This window comes from Bradyrhizobium sp. BEA-2-5 (genome assembly GCF_032918025.1).
Lineage (GTDB): Bacteria > Pseudomonadota > Alphaproteobacteria > Rhizobiales > Xanthobacteraceae > Bradyrhizobium > Bradyrhizobium pachyrhizi.
Genome location: NZ_CP136629.1, coordinates 2,178,475 through 2,193,902, shown reverse-complemented (window position 1 = coordinate 2,193,902; position 15,428 = coordinate 2,178,475). Strand labels below are relative to the sequence as shown.

Here is a 15,428-nt window from a genome sequence, read left to right as displayed (position 1 = left end):
CTGGGGCACCAAGCAGACGTCCGCCGTGACGAAGTCAGCGACGGACGTTCATGCTCACACAAGATCGCCTGAGTTGGCGTCAATCGTCGTCGTTATGGATGACGGTCTTGCTGCGATTGCCGAATTCGTCCCGCTTCTTGATGACCGTGGTCCGGTCATGGCGCGGCTCACGCTCCCTGATCACGGTGGTGCGATCACGATCGCGGTCGCGATACTCGGGCGCCCGACCAACGGTCACGCCCGCGCCGACGGGACCTGCGCGGACACCGATATCATCGGCGAACACAGGCGATGCGATCGCGGTCACCATGGCCGCGGCTAGCAGATACGTCCTCATGCCGTCTCTCCTCCTCCAGTTGCGATGTGAAGAAGGAACGTCGAGTGCGACACACCGTTCCTGTATCGACCGTGTTGCAGACATCGCGCGGGGAACTCGCTGAACAAGCATTCATCTGTGTGGCGAAATACCCATGTTCCACGCGTTGAATAGCCTGAATTGATGTCCCACGTCCTTAACTAATAGGAGGACGTTCCATGAAACAGTCACAGCACTTCCGCGACAATGCGGAGAACTGCGCGCAGCTTGCCGAGCGTGCCGACGACGCGCCGACCTACAATCGCTTCAAGCGAATGGAAGCGGCCTGGCGCGCGCTGGCAAAGGAACAGGACTGGCTCGACGGCGAGACTTCGCCATCGGAAAATGCAGCCTAGATCCAGCCCGGCCGTGGCGGCAAATGCGACGTCGCCACGGCTCGCGGCCTATTCGGCGCTGCGTTGCCGCTGCCAGCGCAACAGATAGGCCTGCAGCCGCCAGATGATCGCCGACAGCACCACACCGACCAGCATCAGCACCACGACAGCAACCATCATGCCCGAGGCCTCGCCGCGCGCCTCCGATTCGATGATGAGACGGCCGATGCCGCGCTCGGCGCCTATGAACTCGCCGACGATCACGCCGATCAGCGCGAAGGAGATCGCAGGCGTCAGCGAAGCGAACACCCAGGCCATGGTCGAGGGGATCACCACCGTCCGGGTGATCTGCCATTCGCTGGCGCCAAGCAGCCGCGCGGCATTGGTAAAGCCCTCGTCGATCGAGCGCGCGCCCTCGAAAGTGTTGAAGAACACCAGGAACACGACGACGATCCACGACGTCACGATCTTCGACATGTCGCCGATCCCGAACGCCAGCACGATGATCGGCGCCAGCGCGATCCGTGGGATCGAATTCACCGCAGTGATGAAGGGCTGAAAGATCGCGCTCAGCCGATCGGATCGTCCCAGGATCAGCCCGGCGACGAAGCCGCTGACCACGCCGGTAACGAAGCCGAAGAAGGTATTCTTCAGGGTGATGGCGGTCGCGGCCCAGAGGTTGTTCTCGTTGCGCGCCAGGCACTTTCCGAAGTCGCCGTTGAACCAGCTGTTGAAGGCGCCGAGCTTCGAGGTCAGGCAGCTCTGGATCAGGAAGTTGTCGAAGATCATCGACGGCTTCGAGATGAAGTAGGGATCGAGCAGGTCGGGCACCAGCCAGGGCAGCTTGGTGCGGAGGTCGTAGCCCCATTGCCAGACCGACAGCACGACGGCGCAGATCAGGACCTGCCAGCCGACCGTGCCGAGCGTGCCGTATCTCTTCATGCGCTGCGGCCCTTGACGAATTCCTCGCCCAGCGAATGCCAGATGTGCTGGAACAGCTCGGCATAATGCGGGGTCTCTCGCACCTTCACCGCATCGCGCGGCCGCGCGAAGTCGACCTCGAACATGTCCTTGATCCGGCCCGGCCGCGCCGAGAACAGGATGATGCGGTCGGCCAATGTCAGCGCCTCGCCGAGATCGTGGGTCACGAACAGCACGGTCTGCTGCTCGCGTTCCCAGATCCGGAGCAGCACCTCGTGCATGTCGATCTTGGTGTGGGTATCGAGCGCGCCGAACGGCTCGTCCATCAACAAGATCTGCGGCTCGACGATCAGCGTCCGCATCAGCGCCGCGCGCTGGCGCATGCCGCCCGACAGCGCCGACGGATAGGCGTTCTCGAATCCCTTCAGGCCCGCCTGCGCGACGCATTCGGCGATGCGCTCCTTCCGTTCGTGAGCCGGCACGCCTGATAGCTCCAGCCCGTAGCCGATATTGTCGCCGACGGTCCGCCATGGAAACAGCGTGTCGCGCTGGAACACATAGCCGACATTGGGCGTCGCCTTGCCGGCGGCGACGCGCTTGCCGTCGATCAGGATCTCGCCACCGGTCGGGCGGATCAGCGAGGCGATCATGTTGAGCACGGTGCTCTTGCCGGAGCCCGACGGCCCGAGCAGCGCGACGAACTCGCCGCGGCGGACGTCGAAGGTCACGTCGCGCACGGCCTCGATCGTGGTTTTGGCGAGCTGGAACGACTTGCTCAGGCCCTTGACCTCGACGCGGCGATCGGCCGAGGCGCGCGGCGATACGGTTGCGCTTGTCTCGAGCGCGCTCAACCCGGATAGGCCTTTCGCGCCGCTTCGATGAGGTTCGAGTTGACCACGTCGGCGATCTTGAGCGGCTTGATGCCGGTCATCTCGCGGAACCAGACCTTCTCGCCGCGCGCGAAGCTTGCGGCGTCGATCGAGCCCTCATAATCCGCGACCTTCTGGATCGACGTGATCTCCAGCAGATTGGCCTCGCGCGAGGTGCTGCCGACATAGGGCTCGATGGCCTCATAGACCTCGGTCGGCTTGTGGGTCTTGATCCATTGCGAGGCGCGCCACAGCGCGGTGACGTAGGCCTGCATCTTGGCCGGATCCTTGTCGATGGTGGCCTGCAGCGTGAAATGCGCGGTCACCGGCACCTTGCCGCCGATGTGCTTGTTCCAGATCGCTTCATCGGTGCCGTCGAACAACAATTCGCCCCAGCCCTGCTGCTGCGCCTCGTTCAACAGCGACAGCGAGCTGACGAGAATATCGACCTGTTTCGACTTCAGCGATCCCAGCATGGTGTCGACATTGCCGGTGCCGATCCAGGTCACCTTGTCGTCGAGCCCCATGGTTTCCATGTAGTATGACGACCAGACATGGTTGGTGCCGCCGAGCGAGGAAACCGAGACGATCGGCTTGCGGCCGTCGGGCCGCTTCCATTGCGTGAAGGCCTCCAGCGAGTTGATGCCCTGGTCCTTCAGGTCCTTGCGGATAATGAACATCACCGAGTTCGATCGCGTGTCGACCGGCAACAGCACGCGCGCGGCGCGGCCGTGATTGGTCAGTTGCATCGGATGGGTGACGTCGCCGATACCGATATCGCCCTGCGACGAGGCGATGATCTCGCGGGTCTTCACGCCGCTGCCGCCCTGCACCAGCTTGCAGTCGAGCCCGGCCTCCTTGAAGTAGCCGATACGGTCGGCGACGAACTGCGTCTGATAGACCGGCACCGCGACCGGATAGATTGCGCGACCCGCGGCCGCCTGCGCCCATGCACGGCCACCCGCCAGCGCGGCGCCACCGGCGGCGATCACCGTCAGCGCCGATCGCCTTGAAATGTGGGGCATGGTGGGGCGCGCCATCACGCGTGCTCCTTGGCCGAGATCTTGTCGAGCGCGCCGAGCACCGCATCGCCCATCTGGACAGTCGACAGCTTTTTCGCCCCGGCCTCGGCGATATCGGCCGTGCGCGCGCCGGAGGCCAGCGCGGTCTGCACCGCCTTCTCGAGCAGGTCCGCATCCTCGGGCCGGTTCAGCGTCAGGCGCAGCAGCATTGCGACGCTGAGGATCGAGCCGAGCGGATTGGCGATGCCCTTGCCCGCGATATCGGGCGCGCTGCCATGCACCGGCTCATACAGCGCCTTGCGCCGGCCGAAGCGATCGACCGGGCCGAGCGAGGCCGACGGCAGCATGCCGAGCGAGCCCGAAGCCATCGCCGCGCAGTCGGACAGGATGTCGCCGAAGATGTTGCCGGTCACCATGACGTCGAACTGCCGCGGCTCGCGCACGATCTGCATTGCGGCGTTGTCGACATAGAGATGGGCCAGCTCGACGTCGGAGAACTCCTCCTTGTGCAGCTTGATCACCTCCTCGCGCCAGACCACGCTGGTCTCCAGCACATTGGCCTTGTCGACCGAGCAGACCTTGTTGCGCCGGGTCCGCGCCAGCTCGAAGGCCGAGCGCGCGACGCGGCGGATCTGGTTCGTGGTGTATTGCTCGGTGTTGAAGCCGCGGCGCTGGCCGTCGGGCAGCGTCTCGATGCCGCGCGGCTCGCCGAAATAGATGCCGCTCGTCAGTTCGCGGATGATGACGAAATCGACGCCGTCGAGCACCTCGGCCTTGAGCGGCGCGGAGGCCGACAGTGCCGGGCTCGCCACGATCGGCCGCAGATTGGCATAGAGATCGTATTTGCTGCGCAGGCCCAGCAGACTGCCGGCCTTGCGTGCCGCGGCCGGCACTTCGGTCGTCTCCGGCCCGCCGGTCGCGCCCCACAGGATGGCGTCGGCCTCGTCCATCGCCTCCGCGGTATCCTCGGGCAGCACCTTGCCGGTCGCCAGATACGGGATCAGGCCGTATTGCGCCTCGCGCAAAGTCATCGGCACGTTACGTTTCGCCGCGAACCAGTCGAGCACGCGGCGCGACTGCGCGGTGACCTCCGGGCCGATGCCCTCGCCGCCGACGACGGCGACCTTGACCATGTTGGATTGCGTGCTCATGCCGGTGTCCTTGAAGCGGGTGTCCTTGTCGAATGAATCCATGGCCGCGCCGCGCGGTCGGAGACCTGGAAAGCGTGGATATCATCGTCGCGCTGCAGCGTCAGCGCCACCTCGTCGAGCCCCTTCAGCAGCCCCTCGCGCCGCCGCGGATCGATCTCGAACGAATGCCGCGCGCCCGACGGCGAGACGATGGTCTGGGCCTCGAGGTCGATCGAGACCTTACCCGCGCCCTGCGTCGCCTCGATGTCGGCGGCAAGCTGATCGACCACCGCCTTGTCTACGATGACGGGCAGGATGCCGTTCTGGAAGCAGTTGGCGAAGAAGATGTCGCCGAAGCCGGAGCCGATGATGGCGCGGATGCCGCGCTCCTGCAGCGACCACACCGCGCCCTCGCGCGAGGAGCCGCAGCCGAAATTCGGTCCGGTCACCAGGATCTCCGCCTCGCGGTATGGCTCGCGGTTCAGGATGAACTCCGGGTTCTCCGAGCCGTCGGGCAGATAGCGCAGCGAGCCGAACGCCCATTTGCCGAGCGTGCCGCGGATCGAATTACCCACCAGCCGCTCGATGCGGATGATGACGTCGGTATCGATATTGCCGCGCATGATCGGCGCGGCGGTTGCGGTGAGCCTGTCGAACGGTTTTGGCATGCTCTAGCGTCCCATCATCCTGACATCGGCGATCGCGCCGGCAATGGCGGATGCTGCGGCGCTCGCGGGGCTCGCCAGATGCGTCCGCGCGCGCGGCCCCTGCCGGCCGACGAAATTGCGGTTCGAGGTCGAGACCGAGCGCTGCCCGGGCGCCACCACCTCGCCATTGGCGGCAAGGCACATCGAGCAACCCGGCTCCCGCCACTCGAAGCCGGCGTCGATGAAGATCTTGTCGAGCCCTTCGGCGACCGCCTCGCGCTTGACATTCTCCGAACCCGGCACCACCCAGGCGCGGACCCCGGCCGCGACCTTGCGGCCGCGGGCAACCTCGGCCGCGGCGCGCAGATCGCTGAGCCGGCTGTTGGTGCAGGAGCCGATGAACACCCAATCGACCGGCGTGCCGGCGATCGGCGCCCCGCCTTGCAGGCCCATATACTCCAGCGCGGTCTCGATCGCGGCGCGCCGCAAGGGATCGTCGACCGCATTCGGATCGGGAATCACGCCATCGACGCCGACGACGTGCTCGGGGCTGATGCCCCAGGTCACCTGCGGGATGATCTTCTCGACATCGATCACGACCTCGCGGTCGAACACCGCGTCGGGATCGCTCGGCAGTTCGCGCCACGCTTTCACCGCGAGATCCCACATCTCGCCTTGCGGCGCATAGGGACGGCCGCGGAGAAATTCGAACGTCTTCTCGTCCGGTGCCACCATGCCCATCTTGGCGCCGAGCTCGATCGAGAGGTTGCAGATCGTGAGCCGGCCCTCGATCGGCAGCGCGCGGATCGCACTGCCGGCATATTCGACTGCATAGCCGGTGCCGCCGGCGGCGCCGATATGGCCGATCAGCGCCAGGATCATGTCCTTGGCGGTGACGCCGAGCGGCAGCTTGCCCTCGAAGCGCGCGCGCATCGTCTTCGGGCGGCGTTGGATCAGCGCCTGCGTCGCCAGCACATGGGTGAGCTCGCTCGATCCGATGCCGAAGGCGAGCGCCCCTAAGCCGCCATGGGTGCAGGTGTGGCTGTCGCCGCAGACGATGGTCGCGCCCGGCAGGCTCAAGCCGAGTTCCGGACCGATGACGTGGACGATGCCCTGGCCGGGCTGGTCGACGTCGAACAGCGTGATGCCGCTCGCCGAGGTCTCGACCCGCAGCGCCGCCAGCAATTCCAGTCCGATCTTGCTGGTTCCGGCGCGGCCGGGCGCCGTGGACAGCGCGTGATCCGGCGTTGCAAAGGTCAGTTCGGGATTGTGGACCTTGAGGCCCCGGCTCTTCAGATCGAGCAGGCCGCGCGAACCACCGAGATCGTGCAGCAGATGGCGGTCGATATGAAGGAGGTCTGTGTCTTCGCTGAGGCGAGCAATGACATGCTGGCCCCAGATCTTCTCGAGCAAACTTCGGCCGGGCATCCGCCTTCCCCTGCTCTCTGCGTTTCCATGCGCCTTGATCTAATTGGCGCCAATCTGGGCCAAAGTTGTCGTCAAGTGAAGCAGTTTTGCCTTAACATCACATATGTGATGGAAGTGCGGTACTTGCCCCACCGAGGAGCCAGCCATGCCGAATCTGAATAAGACGGCCATCGTCAAGTCGGCCATGCGGACGTTTGCAGTTCTGGAGTTCTTTCGGAAAACAAAGCGGGCTGCTTCCGTGACTGAAATATCGTCCGCGCTGGAGATGCCCCAATCGAGCACGTCCGTGTTGCTTCGCTGTCTCGTTGAATTGAACTACCTGGAATACGAGCGAAAGACCCGACGTTTCATCCCGAGCTACCGGGTCAATCTGCTCGGTGATTGGATCCGTCGTTCTCCGTTCCGTGATACCAAGCTCACCGATCTGATGGAGGAACTCTGGACCGCGACGGGCGGCGAAACCGTCATGCTTGGGCAACAGGCCGGCGCGGCCGGGATGCAATATCTGCACGTGGTCCCTGGCGGCTCTCAGCTTCAGTACACTGCACAGGCCGGTCAAATACGGCCGATGGTTCGAACCGCGCTCGGACATGTGCTGCTGAGCCAAATGCCGAACACCAAAATTCGCGGCATTATCCGTCGCAACAACGCCGAGGAGCCCAGTCAGTCGGCGCGCGTTCGCGAATCCGCCTTTCTCGAGGAGGTCGAGCGCATTCGCCGCCGCGGCTTTTCCGAGTCAGGCGGCCGCACGACGCCGGGCGCAAACACAATAGGCATGCTCGTTCCCCTGCCAAAGCGACGCGCTCCGCTGGCCATCGGCATCGGCGGCCCCATCGAACGTATCGCGGCAAAGCGCTCGCACATCATTGAAGTCATGCAGAGCCGGCTGAAGGAATTGACGGAGGAAGCCGGGCCAAGATTCGTTGAGAAATGACCTCTCGGGACACCTAACGCGTGGTACGGATGGCAAAGCCGCAGCCCGGATGGAGCCAATGGGTCGCTCGAACGCGCGCCCGATGACAGGCTTCGCGCAATCCGGATTACGCGACGGCACAACACACTCGATGTCGTCCCGGCGAAAGCCGGGACCCATAACCACGAACGCCTGTTGCCTTGCTCAGCTGTGTCGACGAATCCCCCCATAACGTCCGCCGCGGAGTATGGGTCCCGGCTTTCGCCGGGACGACAATGGGAAAGGCTGCTCGCAAATGTTACGACGCCAGCGCTTCTTCCGGCATCACGGCCGACAGATGCTGGCTTTCGGCCACGGCGCGGTTGGTGATGCGGCCGCGATGCACGTTGAGGCCGGTGCGCAGATGCGGATCCTCGACCAGCGCGCGCAGTCCCTTCGCGGCCAGCGCCAGGCCGAACGGCAAGGTGGCATGATTGAGCGCCTGACTCGAGGTCACCGGCACCGCGCCCGGCATGTTGGCGACGCAATAATGCACAACGCCGTCGACCTCGTAGGTCGGCTCGGCGTGCGTGGTCGGATGAGAGGTCTCGAAGCAACCGCCCTGGTCGATCGCGACGTCGACCAGCACGGCGCGGCGCTTCATGCCCGCAAGCTGCGCGCGCGACACCAGCTTGGGCGCGCTGGCGCCGGGCACCAGCACCGCGCCGATCACAACGTCAGCCGCGAAGACCTCCTGCTCGATCGCTTCCAGCGTGGCGTAACGGGTGCGGACCCGGCCGAGGAAGAGATCGTCGAGCAGGCGCAGCCGCGGCAACGAGCGGTCGAGGATGGTGACGTCGCTGCCGAGCCCTGCCGCCATCCGTGCCGCATGGGTACCGACCACGCCGCCACCGATGATCGCAACCCGCGACGGCGGAACGCCGGGCACGCCACCGAGCAGCTTGCCCATGCCGTCGGCGGATTTGCGCAGCGCGGCGCCGGCGGCCTCGATCGTGAGCCGGCCCGCGACTTCGCTCATCGGCGCGAGCAGCGGCAGGTGACCGCTCGCATCCGTGACGGTCTCATAGGCGATCGCGGTGCAGCCGGAGTCGATCAGACCCGCGGTCTGCGGCACGTCGGGCGCCAGATGCAGATAGGTGAAGAGGATCTGATTCTCTCGGAGCTGGACCCATTCGGACGGCTGCGGCTCCTTGACCTTGACGATCATCTCGGCGACGGAGAACACCTCTTCGGCGGTGTCGGCGATCCGCGCGCCGGCCTGGGTGTAGACCTCGTCGCCGGCACCGATGCCGTCGCCGGCGCCGCGCTGGACCACGACCTCGTGGCCGTGCGCCACATATTCCCGCACCGAGGCAGGCGTCAGCCCGACCCGATATTCCTCGACCTTGATTTCCTTGGGCACGCCGATGCGCATGGTCCGCTCCTTGAAGGATTCGTTTCCGCCGGCCTCAAGGCTATTCCCCGTCACATGGCGTTTCTCAGCGATTTCCGGCTTGCTCACAGCCAGATACGCTCATATCCTTCGCATTCAGCTCAGCTCTTGAAGGAAATCTGCGTGGACGGTCTCGATCGTATCGACCTCAGAATCCTCGCCGAGCTGGTTAGTGATGCCCGCGCGAGCCAGATCGAGCTTGCCGAGAAGGTCGGGCTGTCGCCGACCGCCTGCGCGCGGCGCATCCGCCATCTCGAGGAGATCGGCGTGATCCGCGGCTACCGCGTCGACCTCGAACCATCAGCGCTTGGCCTCGTGACGACCGTCGTCGTCACCATCACGCTGGAAAAGCAGAGCGAGGATTATCTCGCAGCCTTCGAGGCCGCGATCGCGCGCTGCCCCGACGTCGTGTCCTGCCATCTGATGTCGGGCAGCGACGACTATCATCTGCAGGTGATCGCCCGCGACATCGCCGACTTCGAGCGCATCCACAAACAGCATCTGTCGCGGATGCCGGGCGTCGCCCGCATCCATTCCAGCTTCGCGATGCGCGAAGTGGTCCGCCGTACCATCCCCGAAACCGCGCTGCGCGGCTGACGGTCACGCACCACCGCACACTGTCACAATCGGGCGCTGTCACAATCGAGCACTGTCATATTAGGACACTGTCATAATCGGACCTGCCCGGTTTGCTCCCACACGCATTTTTTAGTCGTGATTCGCCGCCTTCTATGACAAAATTACTACGGTTCGATATCAGTTCGGTTACGCGCGGAGCGGTGAATGAGCATGGAGTGGCGGGCACGGCCGGTTTCGCTGGCTTGGTCAAATCCAGTGGTCCGGTGGTGGGGCTTCTTGAGCCTCGTCAGCGCCACCAACATCGCGATCTGGTTCGCGCTTTACCGCCAGTTCAATGAACAGGCCAATGGCAGCTTCAGCAACACCTCGGACATCGGGCTGATGTTCCTGCTGTGCGCCGGCTATGTGTTCGGCTGTGCCTTCCGCTCGGTGCTGCCGCGCGCCGACGTGCAGCGCATCTGCCTGTTCGACACCTGGCTATCGAGCGTCTTCGTGGGACGCTCCGTCGCGACCGTCGCCGAGGTCTGCTTCGCGGCGCAATGGGCCATCATCCTGCATCAGCTCGGCACCATGACCGGCGCCGAAACGGTGGTGAACATAGCGTGGATGATCGTCCCGGTGATCATCATCGCCGAGTGCTTCTCCTGGTACGCGGTGGTGACCACCAACTATCTCTACAACGCGATCGAGAATTCGCTGTGGGCGGTGGTGTTCTTCCTGGTCGGGATTGCGCTGTGCCGGCTGCTGCCGGAGTTTCATGGCCCGGTGCGCTGGGCCTTCATCGTCGCGATCCTCGGCATCGCCGGCTTCCTCGCCTTCCTGATGACCGTCGACGTCCCTATGTATCTGAACCGCTGGCGCGCCAACCTCGCCACCGGCGGCACGCTGCTGCATCCGCTGGAAGGCCTGCGCGACGTCAGCCGGCGCTGGGTCGTGACCCACGACATCGCCGAGTGGCGCGAGGAGATCGCCTGGATGTCGCTGTATTTCAGCATGGCGGTCTGGTCGAGCCTCGCGCTCTGCGTCGGCTACTCGCTCGAGGATCAGCTGCCGCGCTACCGCACCGAACCTGCGATCGTGACGGCGACACCGGCGCCGACAGCGCAGCACACCGCCAAGATCGACGCGGCGGCACCGTCGCGGAATTGATCGGCGACCGCCACGCAAGGCTTGTCGCCGTCGGTGCTTTCGGAGTAAAGGCTGAGGCGTCCCCGCTCATCCGTCAGCGCGCTCCATGCCCCGCATCACCATCATCGAAACCGGGTTCGTCAACCCGCAAGCCCGCGAGCGCCACGGCAGCTATCCGCAGATGTTTCAGCGGATGGTGGCCACCGCCGATCCATCTGTTGGCTGCGACGTCGTCAGCCTCGCTAGCGGCGAGACACTGCCGGATCCCACCACATTGGATGCGATCCTGATCACGGGATCATCGGCCGGCGTCTACGACGATGTCGCGTGGATCGCGCCGCTCGAAGCCTTCGTGCGCACGGCCCATGACAAGCGCATTCCGATGGTCGGCGTCTGCTTCGGCCATCAGCTGATCGCGCAGGCGCTCGGCGGCAGCGTTCGAAAATCGGAGAAGGGCTGGGGCATCGGCCGACACGTCTACCAGGTGCTGCCGGAGAACGGCGTGATCGACGGCGAAACAATCGCCGTTCCCTGCTCGCATCAGGACCAGGTGATCAACCCGCCCGCCTCCGCGCGCACGATCCTGTCGTCCGAGTTCACCCCGCATGCCGGCCTGCTCTACGCCAACGGCACGACGCTGACCGTGCAGTCGCATCCGGAATTCACCGCCGACTATGCCGACGCGCTGTGCGATCTACATCGCGGCCGCGCGCCGGATGCCCTGATCGAAGCCGCCAAGACCTCGCTCACTGAGCCGCTCGACCACGCTACGCTGGGCGGCATGATCACGCGCTTTCTCACGCGCCGCAACGTCTAGCCGCGCGCGGCCGATTGGCCGGGCATCAGGGTCGAGTTGACCTTGGCGGCATGGCTGGACATGATCGTTCGCTCCGGTCGCGACCATTGCGGCTAAGATCAAGTGTGAGGAACGCCGCGTGCCGACGGATCACGACGGATGGACTGTCGCCACCCCCGCGGACGTTGGACTCGACGGGTCAAGGCTCTCCGAACTCGACAGGTTCCTCCGACATGGCCCAGGCACAATGTTCACGCGGTCGTCGTGGCACGACGAGGCAGGCTCGTATTCGAGCGCTATTTCTCCGGCACGGAGCGGCGCTGGATGGATTGGTCGGGCCTGGTCCAATTTTCCCCGACACAAAAGCACGACATCCGCTCGATCTCGAAGAGCGTGACGTCGCTTCTGATCGGTGCGGCAGTGAGCGAAGGCAAGTTTCCCCCGCTCGAATCGACCGTGATCGACTACCTTCCTGAATATGCCGATCTGCGCACGCGCAAGAACGAGCGCATCGCGTTCCACCACCTGCTCACCGTGTCACATGGGCTGCGGTGGGATGAAAGCCGAAGTTGGAAAAGCCGGGCCAACAACGAGCGGCAATTGCTCGAGGCGAAGGATCCCTATCGGTACGGGCTGGAGCAGCCGATAGCGCTGCCGCCCGGCACGTCGTTCAACTACAGCGGCGGCGCCACCAGCCTGCTGAGCGCGGCTCTGGCCAAGGCGGTCGGCCAGCGGATCGATCAGTTTGCGAGGGAGAAGCTGTTCGAACCGCTTGGGATCGCCGATGTCGAGTGGCATTGCTTCACCGGAAGCGCCGAGATCGCGGCCTTTGCCGGCTTGCGGCTGAGGCCGCGTGATCTCGCCAAACTCGGCCAGCTCGTGGCGGATGAGGGACGTTGGGATGGCAGGCAAGTGCTGCTCGCCTCGTGGATAGCCGAATCCACCAAACCGCATGTGAACGCCGAAGGAAATGGGGCGTTGTGCTACGGCTATCACTGGTGGCTTGGCCGCTCCTTGCTGAACGGCCTCGAGCTGAGCTGGATCGCCGGTTTCGGCAGCGGCGGCCAACGGCTCTTCGTGGTGCCTAGGCTCGATCTCGTCGTTGTCGTCAACGCTTTCAACTACCGGGATCATATCCCGATCGCGATTCTCAACCGCCTGGTCATGCCTGCCGTGACCGACGGTCCCTGAACGCCCGACGATTTGGCCCGGACGATGCGCCTCAGGTCATGCTGCCCGGCATGAAGCAGCGCACGCGCGGATGGCCGTCGATATAGTGCTTCCAGACCATGGTGCGGCCGAACTTGTTCGGCACGGTGATCACCGCCTCGTTCGGCACGACAACCCATTCATTGTCGATGAGCACGCGAAAGTGGCCGTGATCCGACTCCGTCGGGATCAGCGACCACATAGCCATCGGCATCCGAGCAGCATTGTCCATAGCCGCTGTGCAGGCTTTCGAACCAGGGCTTTAGCGGTGAATTGGCATAGCGGCCGTCGTCTCGCGCCAGGGTCGGCGATGTCAGCCACATCGTCCCGAGCAGCAGTGCCGCACGCGTGATGGCGTGCATATCGTCGTCTCCGCAAGCGTCTATCCAGCTGCGGGCACGTCGCAGACTGCTCGCCTGCGACGCTGTCGCCGCGGGCGAGCACGCGACACATCCGCGCCCCAGCACCTGACATTGAACGATGCAAGAGCAAGGCCAGACGGGATGCCGGAAGACTACAGCCGACGAAAGTATAGGGCGTGCGGCGCGATCAACGACTCACTGCCGCAACCTCCGGAACGAGCGGCGGTGCGCTGCGCGACGCCGCCTGCAGCGTGCATTCGACGAACCGGCGCGGCAGCAGCGAAGCGTTGGAGCGCATCGCCACCAGCATGCGGCTCTCCGCATCCGGCGTGTCCAGCGGCTTCGCCACCACATTCATCACGCCGGCCTGCTGGTAGCAGGACGGCAGGATCGAAAGCCCGATCCCGGCCGCAACCAGGCTGAGCACGGTGCGCAGCTCATGCGCCTCCTGCACCACGCGCGGGGCGAAGCCCGCCCGCCGGCACAGCATCGCGGCCTGATCGCCGACGCCGCAACCGCTCTCGGCCATGCCGACGAATTCATGCTCGGCAAGGTCGGCCATCTCGAGCGCCCCCTTCGCGCCGGCCAGCGGGTGATCCAGCGGCAGAAACACCATCAGCCGGTCGCGCCACACCACATGCACCTGCAGATCGGCCGCTGGCCTGAAATCGAGCGGCGGGCGCATGATCGCGACATCGAGCTCGGCGTCGGCAAGCGCGCGCAGCTGCGTTGCCGTCGACATGTGCCGGAGCTCGATCTTCACCCGCGGATAGCTGGCGCGAAAGCTGCGGAACAGTTCGGCGAACATGTCGAGCATCGGGACCGAGCCGGTGAAGCCGACCCGGATCATGCCGGCCTCGCCGCGCGCCGCACGGCGCACCGTCTCCGACGCCAGATCAAGCTCGCTGACCGCGCGCCGCGCATGTTCCAGCAGCAACTGCCCGGCCTGCGTCAGTTCCACCGCGCGCCGCGTTCGCGCCAACAGGCGCGTGCCGAGCTCTTCCTCCATCGCCTTGATCTGCGTGCTCAGCGGCGGCTGGCTGACATGCAAGCGTTTCGCTGCGCGGCTGAAGCTGAGCTCTTCGGCCACCGCGATGAAGTAACGAAGCTGCCTGTAATCCATCGCTTATTCCGATTCCCTATAAGTCGGGGGTCAACAAGGTATTTGACCTCACGGGGCCGTTTCCCGATCTTCGCGCGAAATCACCAGTCCTCCAAGGGAGAAGCGCGCGAAATGCGTCAGGTTCAGGCACGACGGCGCGGCGCTCGCAGCGGGTCAGCCATGCAATATCGCAGCGGACGATAGAAGATGACCGTTCCGTTTCGCGTTCTCGTCACCGGCGACAGCCTCGCGCCGGCCGCCGTCAATGTCCTCAGCGAGATCGGCGCAGATGTCGTGCTGATGCGCGATGCCGTCACGCCCGAACGTCTCGCGCACGAGATGGCGCGGGCGCCGACGCAGGCGATCCTGATGCGCGGCAATCCGGTGTTCTCCGCCGCCACCATCGCCGGAAATCCGCACCTGCGCGTGATCGCAAAGCACGGCGCCGGCGTCGACAGCGTCGATATCGACGCCGCAACAGCCAGGCGCGTGCTGGTGATGGTCGCGGGCGACGCGAATGCGCCCGCGGTCGCCGAGCACACCATCGCGCTGATCCTCGCGCTCGGGCGCGACGTCGTTAGCCTGAACGCACGAACCCATTCCGGCGCCTGGGACCGCGCCACCTATCGCGGCCGCGAAATCCGCGGCCGCACGATCGGCCTGGTCGGCTTCGGTCGCATCGCCCGCCACGTCGCCCGCGCGGCGGGCGCGCTCGGCATGAGCGTCGTCGCGCTCGGCCGGAGCAAAGGCCGCGTCGATCCGGCGCTGGCGCGCGAAGCCGCCGACCTCGCCGAGCTGCTCGCGGTCTCCGACATCGTCAGCCTGCACGCGCCGCTGACCGATGCGACGCGCGGCATGATCGATGCGGGGCGGCTCAACGCCATGAAGCCCGGCTCCCTCCTGATCAACACCGCGCGCGGCGCGCTGGTCGACGAGGACGCGCTTTGCGCGGCGCTGCGAAGCGGCCATCTCGCCGGTGCCGGCCTCGACACGCTGGCAGAGGAGCCTCCGGCGAAGGACCGGCCGATCCTGCAGGCGCCGAACCTGATCTTGACGCCGCATATCGCAGCCCAAACCGGCGCATCGATCACGCGGACCGGCGTCGAGGCCGCGCGCAACATCGTCGCGGTCCTCACGCAACGCGACATCGATCGCGCCAATGTGGTGAACCCGGCGGCACTCGACGCGCCTTAAATCTCG

At 65.2% G+C, this 15,428-nt stretch carries 16 protein-coding genes and 1 pseudogene; 7 read left to right on the top strand and 10 right to left on the bottom strand.

What is annotated here, in order from left to right; genetic code table 11:
* Positions 1-79 precede the first annotated feature (79 nt).
* Positions 80-337, bottom strand: a complete 258-nt coding sequence (locus RX327_RS10225; protein WP_028333285.1) for a hypothetical protein — start codon at positions 335-337, stop codon at positions 80-82.
* Between the two features lie 197 nt (positions 338-534).
* Here RX327_RS10225 and RX327_RS10220 point away from each other — a divergent pair, with 197 nt between their 5' ends.
* Positions 535-711, top strand: coding sequence for a hypothetical protein (locus tag RX327_RS10220; protein ID WP_167350459.1), 177 nt, complete (start codon positions 535-537; stop codon positions 709-711).
* A 48-nt stretch (positions 712-759) separates the two neighbouring features.
* On the opposite strand, the gene RX327_RS10215 is transcribed toward RX327_RS10220, so the two are convergent.
* Genes RX327_RS10215 through leuC form a run of 6 tightly spaced genes read right to left on the bottom strand, consistent with a single transcriptional unit; the run spans position 760 to position 6,707 of the window.
* A complete protein-coding gene (locus tag RX327_RS10215; protein ID WP_028333286.1) occupies positions 760-1,632 on the bottom strand; it encodes an ABC transporter permease in 873 nt (290 codons plus the stop codon).
* Entirely contained in the window at positions 1,629-2,462 is an 834-nt protein-coding gene (locus RX327_RS10210; protein ID WP_050387437.1) for an ABC transporter ATP-binding protein, read from the bottom strand. The genes RX327_RS10215 and RX327_RS10210 overlap by 4 nt, the downstream gene beginning before the upstream one ends.
* Positions 2,459-3,520: an ABC transporter substrate-binding protein gene (locus RX327_RS10205; protein WP_050387438.1), complete on the bottom strand. Its 1,062-nt coding sequence runs from the start codon at positions 3,518-3,520 to the stop codon at positions 2,459-2,461. Before RX327_RS10205 ends, RX327_RS10210 begins: the two co-directional genes overlap by 4 nt.
* Positions 3,520-4,653, bottom strand: coding sequence for a 3-isopropylmalate dehydrogenase (leuB, locus tag RX327_RS10200; protein WP_082190804.1), 1,134 nt, complete (start codon positions 4,651-4,653; stop codon positions 3,520-3,522). Before leuB ends, RX327_RS10205 begins: the two co-directional genes overlap by 1 nt.
* On the bottom strand, positions 4,650-5,300 hold the full coding sequence (leuD, locus tag RX327_RS10195; RefSeq protein WP_050387439.1) for a 3-isopropylmalate dehydratase small subunit: 651 nt from the start codon (positions 5,298-5,300) through the stop codon (positions 4,650-4,652). The genes leuB and leuD overlap by 4 nt, the downstream gene beginning before the upstream one ends.
* 3 nt (positions 5,301-5,303) lie before the next feature.
* Positions 5,304-6,707, bottom strand: coding sequence for a 3-isopropylmalate dehydratase large subunit (gene leuC / locus RX327_RS10190; RefSeq protein WP_050387440.1), 1,404 nt, complete (start codon positions 6,705-6,707; stop codon positions 5,304-5,306).
* 145 nt (positions 6,708-6,852) lie between these two features.
* Between leuC and RX327_RS10185 the strand changes: the two genes are divergently transcribed.
* Positions 6,853-7,641, top strand: coding sequence for an IclR family transcriptional regulator (locus tag RX327_RS10185; RefSeq protein ID WP_028333292.1), 789 nt, complete (start codon positions 6,853-6,855; stop codon positions 7,639-7,641).
* A gap of 277 nt (positions 7,642-7,918) precedes the next feature.
* Here RX327_RS10185 and ald read toward each other — a convergent pair whose 3' ends face one another.
* A complete protein-coding gene (gene ald, locus RX327_RS10180) occupies positions 7,919-9,034 on the bottom strand; it encodes an alanine dehydrogenase (RefSeq protein ID WP_317250162.1) in 1,116 nt (371 codons plus the stop codon).
* Between the two features lie 126 nt (positions 9,035-9,160).
* Here ald and RX327_RS10175 point away from each other — a divergent pair, with 126 nt between their 5' ends.
* The 4 genes from RX327_RS10175 to RX327_RS10160 all read left to right on the top strand — a co-directional run bounded on the left by RX327_RS10175 (position 9,161) and on the right by RX327_RS10160 (position 12,746).
* A complete protein-coding gene (locus RX327_RS10175; protein ID WP_028333294.1) occupies positions 9,161-9,649 on the top strand; it encodes an Lrp/AsnC family transcriptional regulator in 489 nt (162 codons plus the stop codon).
* A gap of 192 nt (positions 9,650-9,841) precedes the next feature.
* On the top strand, positions 9,842-10,780 hold the full coding sequence (locus RX327_RS10170; protein WP_317251230.1) for a hypothetical protein: 939 nt from the start codon (positions 9,842-9,844) through the stop codon (positions 10,778-10,780).
* An 85-nt stretch (positions 10,781-10,865) separates the two neighbouring features.
* Positions 10,866-11,576: a type 1 glutamine amidotransferase gene (locus RX327_RS10165; protein WP_317250161.1), complete on the top strand. Its 711-nt coding sequence runs from the start codon at positions 10,866-10,868 to the stop codon at positions 11,574-11,576.
* A 138-nt stretch (positions 11,577-11,714) separates the two neighbouring features.
* On the top strand, positions 11,715-12,746 hold the full coding sequence (locus RX327_RS10160) for a serine hydrolase domain-containing protein (RefSeq protein ID WP_082190793.1): 1,032 nt from the start codon (positions 11,715-11,717) through the stop codon (positions 12,744-12,746).
* 31 nt (positions 12,747-12,777) lie between these two features.
* On the opposite strand, the pseudogene RX327_RS10155 reads toward RX327_RS10160, so the two are convergent.
* Both RX327_RS10155 and RX327_RS10150 read right to left on the bottom strand, forming a co-directional pair.
* Positions 12,778-13,126 (bottom strand): annotated as a pseudogene (locus RX327_RS10155) (hypothetical protein).
* A 187-nt stretch (positions 13,127-13,313) separates the two neighbouring features.
* Entirely contained in the window at positions 13,314-14,249 is a 936-nt protein-coding gene (locus tag RX327_RS10150) for a LysR substrate-binding domain-containing protein (protein WP_028333299.1), read from the bottom strand.
* 186 nt (positions 14,250-14,435) lie between these two features.
* On the opposite strand from RX327_RS10150, the gene RX327_RS10145 reads away from it, so the two are divergent.
* Complete coding sequence (locus tag RX327_RS10145; RefSeq protein ID WP_283089734.1) at positions 14,436-15,422, top strand: hydroxyacid dehydrogenase; 987 nt, start codon at positions 14,436-14,438, stop codon at positions 15,420-15,422.
* Positions 15,423-15,428 lie beyond the last annotated feature (6 nt).

What these genes read in the sequence shown, in the direction of transcription:
- RX327_RS10225 (WP_028333285.1), bottom strand. Translation starts at nt 337, where the DNA reads ATGAGGACGTATCTGCTAGCCGCGGCCATGGTGACCGCGATCGCATCG.
- RX327_RS10220 (WP_167350459.1), top strand. Translation starts at nt 535, where the DNA reads ATGAAACAGTCACAGCACTTCCGCGACAATGCGGAGAACTGCGCGCAG.
- RX327_RS10215 (WP_028333286.1), bottom strand. Translation starts at nt 1,632, where the DNA reads ATGAAGAGATACGGCACGCTCGGCACGGTCGGCTGGCAGGTCCTGATC.
- RX327_RS10205 (WP_050387438.1), bottom strand. Translation starts at nt 3,520, where the DNA reads ATGGCGCGCCCCACCATGCCCCACATTTCAAGGCGATCGGCGCTGACG.
- leuB (WP_082190804.1), bottom strand. Translation starts at nt 4,653, where the DNA reads ATGAGCACGCAATCCAACATGGTCAAGGTCGCCGTCGTCGGCGGCGAG.
- leuD (WP_050387439.1), bottom strand. Translation starts at nt 5,300, where the DNA reads ATGCCAAAACCGTTCGACAGGCTCACCGCAACCGCCGCGCCGATCATG.
- leuC (WP_050387440.1), bottom strand. Translation starts at nt 6,707, where the DNA reads ATGCCCGGCCGAAGTTTGCTCGAGAAGATCTGGGGCCAGCATGTCATT.
- RX327_RS10185 (WP_028333292.1), top strand. Translation starts at nt 6,853, where the DNA reads ATGCCGAATCTGAATAAGACGGCCATCGTCAAGTCGGCCATGCGGACG.
- ald (WP_317250162.1), bottom strand. Translation starts at nt 9,034, where the DNA reads ATGCGCATCGGCGTGCCCAAGGAAATCAAGGTCGAGGAATATCGGGTC.
- RX327_RS10170 (WP_317251230.1), top strand. Translation starts at nt 9,842, where the DNA reads ATGGAGTGGCGGGCACGGCCGGTTTCGCTGGCTTGGTCAAATCCAGTG.
- RX327_RS10165 (WP_317250161.1), top strand. Translation starts at nt 10,866, where the DNA reads ATGCCCCGCATCACCATCATCGAAACCGGGTTCGTCAACCCGCAAGCC.
- RX327_RS10160 (WP_082190793.1), top strand. Translation starts at nt 11,715, where the DNA reads ATGGACTGTCGCCACCCCCGCGGACGTTGGACTCGACGGGTCAAGGCT.
- RX327_RS10150 (WP_028333299.1), bottom strand. Translation starts at nt 14,249, where the DNA reads ATGGATTACAGGCAGCTTCGTTACTTCATCGCGGTGGCCGAAGAGCTC.
- RX327_RS10145 (WP_283089734.1), top strand. Translation starts at nt 14,436, where the DNA reads ATGACCGTTCCGTTTCGCGTTCTCGTCACCGGCGACAGCCTCGCGCCG.